Genomic DNA, 12,771 nt, shown 5'->3' with positions numbered 1-12,771 from the left:
ATACGAGGTCACCAATGATGTCAATCACCCACATCAATCCAGAACAACGCTGGTCGGATGCTGTCATTTACAATCACACGTTGTACTATACCAGCGTGCCGGAAAATCTGGATGAAGATGCACAGGCGCAGACTGAAAACGCGCTGGCTGCACTGGATAGTGTTTTACAACAGGCAGGAACGGATAAAAGCCGTCTGTTGGATGTCACCATTTTTCTGGCTGATGCAGGGGACTTTGCGGCCATGAATGTCGCCTGGGATGCCTGGGTTGTTTCCGGCAGTGCCCCGGTTCGCTGCACCGTACAGGCAAAACTGATGAACCCGCGATTTAAGATCGAAATCAAAGCTATTGCGGCGATCTGACTGACAGAGAATGCGGTGTTATTCCTGGTCCGCATTCTCATCATCTTCGTCATCAAACATGGCGGAAACGTTATCCCCCTGATGGTTCTGACGTAGCGCCGCAGCAACCAGGGCGATTGCTTCACCACTACTTAAACCTTCAGCCATAAGCGCGTGAATTTCCTCCACTGCCTGCTGTTGCTGTTCATGCGTCAACGCCGGGGTACCTGCGTACATTGTTATTCTCCTGAAACGGTTTTCATCATGATACGTTGTACGGCTGCGCCGTATGCCTACAATTTATGGTACGCTTACATGCCTGAAATTGGCCATTAATCTACATTAACCACATACTCCGGCCATCAGCATGATAAGAACCGAGAACCTATGCGAACCCCGATAGTCTACCATGCACTTCCATACCAGCCTGATGCTTTATTAACGCTTTTCGCTGCATTATCACACCGTCCCTGGTCGATGCTGTTGCATTCCGGCTTCGCTGAACACGTGCATAACCGGTTCGACATACTTGTCGCCGATCCATTAGTCACCTTGCAGACCCGTGGAAACGGCACCGAAATTGATGCAGATGGTCACTGTCATATTTCTGAACAAGACCCATTCAGTCTGCTAAAACAGCAGATGGACACACTCGGCCTTCACGCGGACTCCCATCCTGATTTCCCCTTTCAGGGCGGTGCACTGGGATTGTTTGGTTATGACTTAGGACGCCGGGTAGAGCGAATCCCCAGTATTGCCCTTCAGGATATCGATGTACCGGATATGGCTGTAGGGCTCTATGACTGGGCATTGATTGCCGACCACCATAAGCAAACCTTGACACTGGTGGTACATGGCAATCCCGATGCCCGACTAACCTGGCTTAATGCGCTGCCTGCCGCGGTTCACTCCCGTGATTTCAGGCTCAGTAGTCCCTGGCAAGCCAATATGTCCCGGCAGCAGTACGGTGAAAAATTCCGCCGTATTCAGGATTATCTGCACGCTGGTGATTGTTATCAGGTCAATCTGACACAACGTTTCCACGCACATTACGACGGCGATGAGTGGCAGGCATTTCTGCGTCTTTCAGCCAGTAATCGCGCACCGTTTTCCGCCTTTCTCCGGCTACCGGAAAACACGATCATCAGCACCTCGCCCGAACGTTTTTTGTGGTTGCATGATAACCAGATCCAAACGCGCCCAATCAAAGGGACATTGCCGCGATTAGCTGATGCGAAAGAGGATGCCAAACAAGCTGAGCGGCTGGCATCATCAGACAAAGACCGAGCAGAGAATCTTATGATTGTCGATCTGCTGCGCAACGACATTGGCCGGGTGGCTGTTCCTGGTACTGTCAGCGTCCCTGAATTGTTCATCATTGAGCCATTCCCGGCAGTACATCATCTCGTCAGCACCATTGAAGCCACACTACCGGACCACCAACACGCCACGGATCTGCTTCGAGCCTGTTTTCCCGGTGGTTCTATTACCGGCGCACCAAAAGTCCGAGCGATGGAGATTATAGAAGAACTGGAGCCACAGCGACGTACTGCATATTGTGGCAGTATTGGTTATTTGAGCGTCTGTGGCACAATGGATACCAATATTACTATCCGTACCCTGGTCACCGCTCAACACACGATTTACTGCTGGGCAGGTGGCGGCATTGTCGCCGACAGTCAGGAGCAATCGGAATATCAGGAAACGTTTGACAAAGTTGGACGGATTTTGCCGTTACTAGAACAAACTATTCCGGACAAAACAGGCATTGATTCGTGACACATTCAATAATGGAACACAACTTGTTACACCCTTACCCATTGCAACAGCCGTTTAGTCTGGAACGGTTCATCACCCGTTTTCAATTGCAAAGCGCACCTTTGCTGACCCCTGCCCGTAATCATCGCCATGCAGCGGTACTGGTGCCAATTATTCGTCGTGCCGAACCCACATTACTGCTTACCCGCCGTGCACCCTGGTTGCGGAAACATGCCGGACAGGTCGCCTTTCCCGGCGGTGCTGCCGATCCGGGAGATAGCTCTCTGATCGAAACCGCATTACGCGAGGCTCAGGAAGAAGTTGCAATATCACCCAACGCGGTTCAGATACTAGGCACGTTGCCCGCACTGGACAGCAGCAGTGGCTATCAGGTCACGCCCGTCATTGGCTTATTACCAGCAGATACACCGTTTCATCCCAGCGAAGATGAGGTTGCCGAGCTATTTGAAATACCGCTCTACGAAGCATTTTCTCTGGCCCGTTACCATTCATTGGACATTGAACGAAATCAACAGCGTCATCGGATTTATCTATCATGGTATCAGCAACAGTTTGTTTGGGGACTGACTGCCACGATCATCTGTCAGCTTGCATTACAGGTATCCTAATCAGCCAGTAGAGATCTTGCGCTTTATTGCGCGGATAATTGACGATTGCGCTCTTATGTTCATAGCATTTCAATAACAGCTTAATCTATTAGTGGTATTTATTTTGCCCTGCATGCTAATTGCAACCTAACCCACCTTTTTCCCCTAAACAAAACAGATGTACTATAAGTTCTATTGCAAGATGGCATAAGTTTATTTCATGCGAAAAAAAGAACATGTCAGTATACTCCTCTCTACAATAGCGGCGATCCATCGAGCTTTATTCTAGCCATCGGCAGCATCCTGCGCTTTTAAAGGAGTTTCAGTGTGATAAGCGTATTCGACATGTTCAAAATCGGTATTGGCCCCTCTAGCTCTCATACGGTTGGACCGATGAAAGCCGGTAAGCAATTTGTCGATGAATTAAAACAGGCATCGCTATTGGTCGCCACCACTCGCGTATCAATTGACGTCTATGGTTCCCTTTCATTAACTGGCAAAGGGCACCACACCGATATTGCAATTATCCTTGGTCTGGCGGGGAATATGCCAGATACAGTGGATATTGATGCGATTCCCGCTTTCATCCGCGATGTAGAGCAGCGCGAACGACTGCTGTTATCCGCCGAGCATGAGGTCGATTTTCCCCGTGAAGGTGGGATGGTTTTCCGCAGTGAAAATTTACCCTTGCACGAAAATGGAATGACTATCACTGCTTTTGCCGGTAACAAAACCCTCTTCAGCAAAACCTACTATTCCATTGGTGGCGGTTTTATTGTGGATGAAGCCAACTTCGGTAAAACCATTGAGAGCACCATTAGCGTACCACACCCTTATCGCTATGCACTGGAGATACTGGCCCACTGCAAACAAGGCGGTTTATCCATCTCCGGCATGATGATGCGTAATGAACTGGCACTGCATAGCCGTCAGGAAATTGACGACTATTTTGCTGCCATCTGGCAAACCATGCGTGCCTGTATTGATCGTGGCATAAATACTGAAGGCGTACTACCTGGTCCGTTACGGGTTCCCCGTCGAGCCGCGGCATTACGCCGTATGTTAGTCTCTTCTGACAAACTGTCTAACGACCCGATGAATGTAGTGGATTGGGTTAATATGTTTGCGCTGGCAGTCAATGAAGAAAACGCTGCAGGCGGACGTGTCGTCACCGCCCCCACCAACGGTGCTTGCGGTATCGTCCCCGCCGTACTGGCTTATTATGATCATTTTATTGAACCAGTAGGTCCGGGAATCTATCTGCGTTATTTCCTGGCAGCCGGTGCCATCGGTACACTCTACAAAATGAACGCCTCGATTTCCGGCGCAGAAGTGGGTTGTCAGGGAGAAGTCGGGGTAGCCTGCTCAATGGCAGCGGCCGGACTGGCAGAATTGCTGGGTGCCAGTCCAGAACAAGTGTGCGTCGCTGCGGAAATCGGGATGGAACACAATCTGGGGTTAACCTGCGATCCGGTTGCCGGTCAGGTACAGGTTCCCTGCATTGAACGCAATGCAATCGCTTCAGTAAAAGCCATTAATGCCACTCGTATGGCAATGCGTCGTACCACCGAACCACGCGTTTCGCTGGATAAAGTGATAGAAACCATGTACGAAACAGGTAAAGACATGAACGCCAAATATCGAGAAACCTCGCGAGGTGGTCTGGCAATCAAGGTACAGTGCGACTAACTACCATTTTCGACACCCGTCGTTAGCACATCATTTCATCGTTCAATTGATCAAATCTGACACGGGTAGTCGCCATACTCGCCCATTAAGGCTAAAACCAGGTATGGCATACGGAGCAGCATCCATCAGGTAACGGCATCCGTATGCTCCCTTAATATCACGTCCAAATGATCAGCATTACAGTGCTGGTAACACGTTCTTCTATCCACTATCTGGCAATTAACGCGCGTCTTCCCGAACCGGGTCTGAAATACGTTCAACCCGGACCAGCTCAACTCGATAGTCTGTCGCCGCTATAACCTGGAAACGCAGTCGATGCAGCTCAACAATATCCCCCACTTTCGGAAATTCATCACTGTGCGCCAGCAGCAACCCTGCCAACGAGGTGTAATCTTCTTTCGGGTCCACCAGCTCGCTGCTGTTGAGTACCTGCTGCAATGCGTGTAGCGCCGTTCCCCCTTTCACCAGCCAGCCATTGCCATCTGCCACAATATCCAGTGTTTCGTCTTCATCAGGAAATTCACCGGCAATCGCTTCAAGCACGTCCAATGGTGTCACCAGCCCTTGTATAACGCCAAATTCGTTGCTTACCATGACTAAACTGCCCTTTGCCCGGCGCAATACCGGCAACAAATTAATGACGTCAAGCGTCTCCGGTACAACAATTGGTGGGTTGGCGGCAGCAAAATTTTCGACATCCGCATGTTCTTCCAAAGCAACCAGCAAATCTTTGGCGCGCACTACCCCAACCAGTTCATCCAACTCACCCCGGCACACCGGAAACAAACTGTGCGGCGTATCTAGCAATTGTATGCGGATTGCCTCAACCGAACGCTCGCAGTTTACCCAGGAAATATCCGTGCGTGGTGTCATGACACTACGTAATGTTCGGGAAGCCAGTGTCAACACACCACTAATCATGTAACGCTCTTCCTCAGCGAATGTCTCTTCGGACTTCAGCAGTGGCTGAGCCTCATCATGCTCAATCATGGCTTTGCGAGCGCCCATCAAGCGCAAAATGGCTTCAGCTGTACGCTCACGCATCGGACGATGTGATTGATGCTTGATAAAGTTATGACGGGCTATCTGATTAAACATCTCAATAAGAATGGAGAAACCGATCGCCGCATACAGATAGCCTTTAGGAATATGGAAACCAAAACCTTCAGCCACCAGACTCAAACCAATCATCAGCAGGAAACTCAGGCACAGAACCACCACCGTCTGATGAGCATTTACAAAACGAGTCAATGGTTTGGAAGCCAATAGCATCATGCCCATGGCAATCACCACCGCCGTCATCATGATACCAAGGTGATTAACCATACCTACTGCGGTAATCACAGCATCCAATGAAAAAACCGCATCCAGAATCACTATCTGCGCCACAACCACCCAAAAGCTGGCATGGGTTCGTCCATCATTTACATCGGGTGGTCGATTTTCTAACCGCTCGTGCAGCTCCATCGTGGCTTTAAACAATAAAAATACCCCCCCGACGAGCAGAATCAAATCGCGGCCGGAGAAACTGAAATTACCTACATGAAATAATATCCGGGTTAGCGTCACCATCCATGAAATCAACGAGAGCAATCCAAGTCGCATCAGCAACGCCAGTAATAAACCGATAATGCGCGCTTTATCACGTTGTTTTGGCGGAAGTTTATCTGCCAGTATGGCGACGAAAACCAGATTATCGATACCCAAGACAATTTCGAGTACCACCAACGTCAGTAAGCCTGCCCAGATTGAAGGATCCAGCAAAAATTCCATGTCAGACTCCAGGAAATGAACGAGCAAATGACAACGATGTCACTGCAATAGGGAAAATTAATAAGAAAACGGAATCAGCAAAATGCCAAGGATGACCAAAACAGCTGATTGAAGGAAAAGGAAAAACGCCAGCAAAGGCTGACATAAAGAGAAAAAATCGTCGGTGACAGTCCATGGGATGGGCGTCCGCCCGAAACTCCTCTGAAATATTAGGGATATCAACTTTATCAGGTTGTTTATCCTTTTCACAAAGATTTTCTCAATCACTGTTTTTGGGCGTAAATTTGTAACATCTCAGTGAGTTATTCCATATTTGCATAACAGATCACTCATCGTTCCTCTAATTATGGAGCGATATCACATAATTTATTTTTTCACTCCGTAAAATAAATCCCGCTAATGCATGCTCGCGTCTGTTTCGGTAGGCATATAATATGCTTCATAAATTTCAGGATGCAGGAAGACAGCAATCGAGCTACTGGAGGCAGACGACAAGCGGCAACTTGAAAGATGATGGGTATATATACAAACAGGTTGATTGCACTAACATTCAACCGTTACAACACATCATATACGCATGGAGATAGCGAGCTCAGTCCGATTCCCGGATCAATCGACTCACTGTTTGAGGTAAACCATTGAACAAGGAACAACCTGAATCGATTCATGAATAGTGCGATGCCATACATATATTTTTGTATCAAAAAAATAAGCAAGAAAGTTTCTTACGACCATACTGATATCACTGCGGATAAAAATTCATCCCGATGATTTATCCGCATTATCTGACACATTACACACTCTACGAGATAGTGACTAATGAGGAGGTAGCAAGTGAGTATTGCGATTATGTTGTGCACTCACGGAGCCACTGCCGGTCCGCTGTTAAAAACAGCTGAAATGATTCTCGGCGAACAGAACAACGTTGCCTGGATGGATTTCGTGCCCGGAGAAAATGCTGAAATATTAATTGAGAAATACCAGGTCAAATTATCTGAACTGGATACATCTCAAGGCGTACTTTTTTTGGTTGATACCTGGGGAGGGAGCCCGTTTAACGCAGCCAGCCGTATCGTTACTGATAAAGAAAATCATGAAGTTATTGCCGGGGTAAATATTCCTATGCTGGTGGAAACTTTCATGGCCCGTGATGATAACCCTGGATTCGCTGAACTGGTTGCCATTGCAGTGGAAGCAGGCCGTGCTGGGGTAAAAGCACTGAAAACCGCCGATACGGAAGAACCGTCGGCACCCAAAGCAATATCACCAACAACAAAGGCTGTTCCCGTGGCAGGTGCTGGTGGACATATGAAAATCGGTCTGGCCCGTATTGATGACCGTCTGATTCATGGGCAGGTTGCCACCCGCTGGACAAAGGAAACCAACGTTAAACGCATTATCGTTATCAGTGATGAAGTGGCAGCGGATACCGTTCGTAGAACGCTGCTGACACAAGTCGCCCCACCGGGGGTCACGGCTCACGTGGTTGATGTTGATAAAGCGATTCGTGTCTATAACAATCCCAAATATGCCGCAGACCGCGTCATGCTACTTTTCACCAACCCAACTGACGTACTTAAACTGGTGGAAAACGGTGTCGAGATCACTTCGGTCAACATTGGTGGTATGGCTTATCATCAGGGGAAAATCCAGGTGAATAATGCCGTTTCTATTGATGAGAAAGACATTGAGGCCTTCAAGAAACTTAATGAACGTGGTATCGAGCTGGAAGTCCGAAAAGTCTCAACCGATAGCAGACTCAAGATGATGGATTTAATTAACAAGATGGCGAGTTAACGCAGCAACAAAATAGGGTTTATAACGGTTTAATTACTCAGAAATCTATTCTCACAGGAGAAGTACAATGGAGATCACCACACTTCAAATTGTGCTGATATTTATCGTAGCTTGTGTCTCGGGCATGGGATCTATTCTTGACGAATTCCAGTTCCACCGCCCGTTGGTCGCCTGTACGTTAATCGGCTTTGTATTAGGTGATGTAAAAACAGGGGTTATTATCGGCGGTACGTTGGAAATGATCGCGTTGGGTTGGATGAACATCGGTGCAGCTGTTGCGCCTGATGCCGCACTAGCTTCTATCATTTCCACCATTTTGGTTATTGCTGGTGGTCAAAGCATTGGGGCCGGGATTGCCTTAGCTATTCCTCTGGCCGCCGCAGGCCAGGTGCTCACCATTATTGTTCGTACTATTACCGTTGCTTTCCAACATGCCGCAGATAGCGCGGCGGAACGCGGTAATCTCTCCGCTATCAGTTGGATTCACGTTTCTGCTCTGCTGCTACAAGCCATGCGTATTGCCATCCCGGCAGTGATTGTCGCCGTTTCAGTGGGTACGGAAGTGGTTCACTCCGCACTCTCGTCTATCCCAGAGGTGATTACCAATGGGTTGACTATCGCCGGGGGGATGATCGTTGTCGTCGGTTACGCCATGGTCATCAATATGATGCGTGCAGGCTATCTGATGCCATTCTATTATCTGGGCTTTGTTACTGCGGCTTTCACCAACTTCAACCTGGTCGCGCTGGGTGTCATTGGCGTGGTAATGGCGGTGTTATATATCCAGCTCAACCCGAAATACAACAAGATGCAAGTCTCCTCTGCTGATGCATATAGCAAAAACGACCTTGATAACGAACTGGACTAACAGGAGTGAGAGAAATGGTTGATTCAACACATGATAAAAAACTCACGGCCAGCGATATCCGCGCGGTATTTATTCGCTCCAACCTGTTTCAGGGGTCGTGGAACTTTGAACGTATGCAGGCGTTGGGTTTCTGCTTTTCCATGGTGCCGGTGATCCGTCGCCTCTACCCGGAAAACTCTGAGGAACGGAAACAGGCTATCAGACGCCATCTGGAGTTCTTCAATACTCAACCGTTTGTCGCCGCCCCGATTCTTGGGGTAACGATGGCGATGGAAGAAGAACGTGCTAACGGTGCACCAATTGATGATGCTGCCATCAACGGTCTGAAAGTCGGGTTGATGGGGCCTCTGGCTGGTGTCGGCGATCCGATATTCTGGGGAACCGCTCGTCCGGTTTTTGCTGCCCTCGGGGCCGGTATTGCAATGAGCGGTAGTCTGCTTGGCCCGATTCTGTTCTTCGTATTATTTAACCTGGTGCGTTTGCTGGTCCGTTACTATGGCGTAGCATATGGCTACCAGAAAGGCGTCGCCATTGTTGGTGATATGGGTGGTGGATTGCTGCAAAAACTGACAGAAGGCTCATCGATTCTCGGTCTTTTCGTCATGGGGGCGCTGGTTAATAAGTGGACACACGTGAATATACCACTGGTGGTTTCACGAATAACCAACGCAAATGGACAAACAACCGTTACTACAATACAGTCCGTTCTGGACCAGTTAATGCCCGGTCTGGTGCCATTATTACTGACCTTTGGATGCATGTGGCTGCTACGGCGTAAGATTAATGCGTTGTGGCTGATTATTGGCTTCTTTGCCATTGGTATTTTTGGTTATTGGATCGGCCTGTTGGGGCTGTAATTTATACGTCCGGGGGGAAACCCCCGGCACGCTTCACGGAGCCATACATGTCAGTTACCGATATTGCCTTGATAATTTCTATTATCATTGCCCTGCTTTACGCTATCTATGATGAATTCATCATGGCTCGTCTTCAAGGTACTACCCAACTCTGTGTCTATCTTCGTCGCAGCAATCGTTTAGATACATTTATTTTTATCGGTCTTATCGCTATTCTTATTTATAAAAACATCACCACGCAGGGAACACCACTGACAACCTTTTTACTTTCTTTTCTGGCGTTAGTGGCAATATATATCGCTTATATTCGACATCCAAAATTATTGTTCAAATCACAAGGTTTTTTCTATGCCAATATCTTTATTGCGTATCGCCGTATTAAAAATATAAATTTATCTGAAGATGGCATTCTGGTAATAGAGCTTGAACAACGGCGCCTACTAATTAATGTTCAACAGTTGGACGACTTAGAAAAAATTTATAATTTTATGATTGAAAATCAATAAGTTATTAAATATTCTATTTGTTCGCATCAATCAATAAATATTCCACAAAGAATATGATGTTATTTTAACCACATTATTTTGTTGCTATTTTAACCAACCATTCCATTTACACCAGAAATGAAAATTATTATCACTTTTCGTTATTAAACCCTACCATATTTGCTGTTGTTTCCTGCCTGAATAATATGTTAGTGTTGCGCAGTCATTGGGGAGTAGCCGATTCCTGAAGAACCTATCAGGAATGTTCGTGTCAACATACTCGTTTTCTGAAAACGTGGTGCGAACGGCCAAGCTGGCAGGCGAGACCATAGACACGGAATTCACCGTTATGGTTGGGGGTGAATGACGTGGATATGGATAACCGTCCAGCCGAGGCTATGAACTATGAATTTATCTGCAACGCTTATTCTTGCTTTTGGCATGTCTATGGATGCTTTCGCTGCTTCCATCGGTAAAGGTGCCACACTGCACAAACCTCGCTTTAGTGAAGCTATCCGCACCGGTTTAATTTTTGGCATCATAGAAGCCATAACGCCGCTTATCGGTTGGGCACTGGGGTTTTATGCCAGCCGTTTTATCGCCGAATGGGATCATTGGATAGCGTTTAGTCTGCTGTTAATACTTGGCGGGCGTATGATTATGGGAGGCATAAAAAACAAGAACACCTGTCAGTGCGAAAAGATCAGTAAACACAGCCTGTTGGTTTTAATTTGCACTGCGATAGCAACCAGCCTGGATGCACTGGCAATAGGCGTGGGACTTGCTTTCCTACAGGTTAATATTTTTCATACCGCAATGGCGATTGGGTGTGCGACCATGATTATGGTAACGTTCGGCATGTTAATTGGTCGTCACGTCGGGCCTATTCTTGGCAAGAAAGCAGAGATTATTGGTGGTCTGGTGCTGATAGGCATTGGCTGTAATATTCTTTATGAACATTTGATCAATTTAGCCTGATATTTTATCCGCAGCAGTTTTTGTCTGCGGGTAAAACAACATTCGCTGTTTTTCATTCAATCTGACGCTGATGAGTACGAATAATAAAATCGGTTTCACACGCGAAACTTTCTCGTTCTTTTAATTGCTGTCCCACATCTGGCACCGCCCGCCATGCGAATGGTGTCATCTGTAATAATGCGGCACTTTCTTGCCCGGTGAGCACCATTTGGTATTGCACGCTATGCTCATCAATTTGATTGAAACCAGACAATATTTCTTTTCTGATCGGATGCAGCATCACATCCTGATATACCTGGGCCTTCAATTGATAAAGATGTCTAGGGCCTGGCGATACCGTGATAACAATACCGCCAGGTTTTACCACCCTCTTTAGCTCTTCGTCATTGCAAGGTGCATAAATCTTCAGCACGGCATCCATTGATTCAGGATTAAATGGTAAACGCTGGCTGGATGCTACGCAAAAACACACCTGCCGGTAACGTTTAGCGGCTCGCTGAATAGCCACTTTAGAGACATCCAGCCCATATACCTGTATAGCATTATGTTGCGACAGACAATCGGCTAGCGCCGCTGTGTAGTACCCTTCCCCACAACCGATATCCAGAACAGTTGTCGCAGACGGAGACAAGTGAGAATCAAGATGACCCGTTAGATAATCTCGCAATGGCTGATAATGCCCCGCATCAAGAAATACGCGTCGGGCCCGCATCATTTCAGCACTATCACCTGGCTGTTTTGAGCGTTTGAACTGTACCGGTAATAAATTCACATACCCTTCTTTGGCACAATCAAAGTGATGATGTCCACATGACCAGCGTTGTGATTCCAGGTTCAAAGGCTGATGGCACAATGGACATTGGTATGGTGCTAAAAACATTCCCATCCTTTTTCTTTTTCATTAACTGTTGGAAACCAGAAAAGCAAAAAACCCGCACCAAGGCGGGTTTTGCTACGCAGGCTGAAAATTACAGCGCAGTAACGTTAACGGCAGACGGACCTTTCTGACCATCCTGAATTTCAAACTCTACATTCTGGCCTTCTGCCAGTGTTTTGAAGCCGTTACCTTGAATTGCAGAGAAGTGAACGAACACATCTTTGCTGCCATCAGCCGGAGTGATAAAACCAAAGCCTTTAGACTCGTTGAACCACTTAACCTGACCTTTAATCTTTGCCATTTCAAAATTTCCTTTAATAGTTTAAACCGCACAGAGGCGTCATACATACAAATCAGAGTCGTTACTGCTTGAGGCACTAAAATAAGGATCGGCAGAGAAGTGGTATTCAACGCTAACGTTTGTACTCATAACTTCTTTACTGAAAATGCCATTCATATACAGAACTGTACCTCGTTTTACCCAGATGCGTTATTACACACTCTGTAATCATTGGCAAGCCATTTTTTGCCAGTGATGGACATGCCGCACAAATTAGGTCTTTTAATGTTTTACTAATATATCAATTCGCATCAAGTTGCTATATTGAACACAGAAATACATCATCAGACGGCACGCCCAATGATTTGATTATGTGCATAATATCGTGATTACGCAAGTCGATACGCTTAATTAATTGAGCTGACACGTTGAACATAACAAAACATTATTACCATACTGT

At 47.0% G+C, this 12,771-nt stretch carries 14 protein-coding genes and 1 riboswitch; of the genes, 9 read left to right on the top strand and 5 right to left on the bottom strand.

The features are described 5' to 3' along the window. Window positions 1-17 precede the first annotated feature (17 nt). Window positions 18-362, top strand: coding sequence for a RidA family protein (locus tag PCO85_10455; GenBank protein WJV56055.1), 345 nt, complete (start codon window positions 18-20; stop codon window positions 360-362). 18 nt (window positions 363-380) lie between these two features. On the opposite strand, the gene PCO85_10450 is transcribed toward PCO85_10455, so the two are convergent. Beyond that, window positions 381-578 (bottom strand): YoaH family protein, encoded by a 198-nt coding sequence (locus PCO85_10450; protein ID WJV55766.1) that lies wholly within the window; start codon window positions 576-578, stop codon window positions 381-383. A 150-nt stretch (window positions 579-728) separates the two neighbouring features. Between PCO85_10450 and pabB the strand changes: the two genes are divergently transcribed. The 3 genes from pabB to PCO85_10435 all read left to right on the top strand — a co-directional run bounded on the left by pabB (window position 729) and on the right by PCO85_10435 (window position 4,396). Further along, window positions 729-2,120 carry an aminodeoxychorismate synthase component 1 gene (gene pabB / locus PCO85_10445; GenBank protein WJV55765.1) on the top strand — a complete coding sequence of 464 codons (1,392 nt, stop codon included), beginning with the start codon at window positions 729-731 and terminating at the stop codon, window positions 2,118-2,120. A gap of 11 nt (window positions 2,121-2,131) precedes the next feature. After that, window positions 2,132-2,728: a CoA pyrophosphatase gene (locus PCO85_10440; GenBank protein WJV56054.1), complete on the top strand. Its 597-nt coding sequence runs from the start codon at window positions 2,132-2,134 to the stop codon at window positions 2,726-2,728. Window positions 2,729-3,034: 306 nt separating this feature from the next. Further along, window positions 3,035-4,396, top strand: coding sequence for an L-serine ammonia-lyase (locus PCO85_10435; GenBank protein WJV55764.1), 1,362 nt, complete (start codon window positions 3,035-3,037; stop codon window positions 4,394-4,396). 219 nt (window positions 4,397-4,615) lie between these two features. Here PCO85_10435 and PCO85_10430 read toward each other — a convergent pair whose 3' ends face one another. Beyond that, window positions 4,616-6,169, bottom strand: a complete 1,554-nt coding sequence (locus PCO85_10430; protein WJV55763.1) for a TerC family protein — start codon at window positions 6,167-6,169, stop codon at window positions 4,616-4,618. Between the two features lie 834 nt (window positions 6,170-7,003). On the opposite strand from PCO85_10430, the gene manX reads away from it, so the two are divergent. The 5 genes from manX to mntP all read left to right on the top strand — a co-directional run bounded on the left by manX (window position 7,004) and on the right by mntP (window position 11,154). Next, window positions 7,004-7,966 carry a PTS mannose transporter subunit IIAB gene (gene manX / locus PCO85_10425; GenBank protein ID WJV55762.1) on the top strand — a complete coding sequence of 321 codons (963 nt, stop codon included), beginning with the start codon at window positions 7,004-7,006 and terminating at the stop codon, window positions 7,964-7,966. Window positions 7,967-8,033: 67 nt separating this feature from the next. Then, window positions 8,034-8,834 carry a PTS mannose/fructose/sorbose transporter subunit IIC gene (locus PCO85_10420; GenBank protein WJV55761.1) on the top strand — a complete coding sequence of 267 codons (801 nt, stop codon included), beginning with the start codon at window positions 8,034-8,036 and terminating at the stop codon, window positions 8,832-8,834. A gap of 14 nt (window positions 8,835-8,848) precedes the next feature. Then, window positions 8,849-9,691: a PTS mannose transporter subunit IID gene (locus PCO85_10415; protein WJV55760.1), complete on the top strand. Its 843-nt coding sequence runs from the start codon at window positions 8,849-8,851 to the stop codon at window positions 9,689-9,691. Between the two features lie 47 nt (window positions 9,692-9,738). Next, on the top strand, window positions 9,739-10,197 hold the full coding sequence (locus PCO85_10410; protein ID WJV55759.1) for a DUF986 family protein: 459 nt from the start codon (window positions 9,739-9,741) through the stop codon (window positions 10,195-10,197). 195 nt (window positions 10,198-10,392) lie between these two features. Beyond that, window positions 10,393-10,531: riboswitch (yybP-ykoY riboswitch) on the top strand. Between the two features lie 50 nt (window positions 10,532-10,581). Beyond that, window positions 10,582-11,154 carry a manganese efflux pump MntP gene (gene mntP / locus PCO85_10405; GenBank protein WJV55758.1) on the top strand — a complete coding sequence of 191 codons (573 nt, stop codon included), beginning with the start codon at window positions 10,582-10,584 and terminating at the stop codon, window positions 11,152-11,154. Between the two features lie 52 nt (window positions 11,155-11,206). Here the strand turns inward: mntP and rlmA are convergent, their stop codons facing one another. The 3 genes from rlmA to PCO85_10390 form a co-directional block, all read right to left on the bottom strand. After that, the gene (gene rlmA / locus PCO85_10400) at window positions 11,207-12,034 is read right to left on the bottom strand and encodes a 23S rRNA (guanine(745)-N(1))-methyltransferase (protein ID WJV55757.1); all 828 of its coding nucleotides are present in this window, start codon (window positions 12,032-12,034) and stop codon (window positions 11,207-11,209) included. A gap of 88 nt (window positions 12,035-12,122) precedes the next feature. Continuing rightward, the gene (gene cspE / locus PCO85_10395; GenBank protein WJV55756.1) at window positions 12,123-12,332 is read right to left on the bottom strand and encodes a transcription antiterminator/RNA stability regulator CspE; all 210 of its coding nucleotides are present in this window, start codon (window positions 12,330-12,332) and stop codon (window positions 12,123-12,125) included. Between the two features lie 39 nt (window positions 12,333-12,371). Next, the gene (locus PCO85_10390) at window positions 12,372-12,488 is read right to left on the bottom strand and encodes a DUF2627 domain-containing protein (GenBank protein WJV55755.1); all 117 of its coding nucleotides are present in this window, start codon (window positions 12,486-12,488) and stop codon (window positions 12,372-12,374) included. Window positions 12,489-12,771 lie beyond the last annotated feature (283 nt).

It is taken from the genome of Prodigiosinella aquatilis (genome assembly GCA_030388725.1).
Lineage (GTDB): Bacteria > Pseudomonadota > Gammaproteobacteria > Enterobacterales > Enterobacteriaceae > Prodigiosinella > Prodigiosinella aquatilis.
This window is presented reverse-complemented; position numbering and strand designations above follow the sequence as displayed.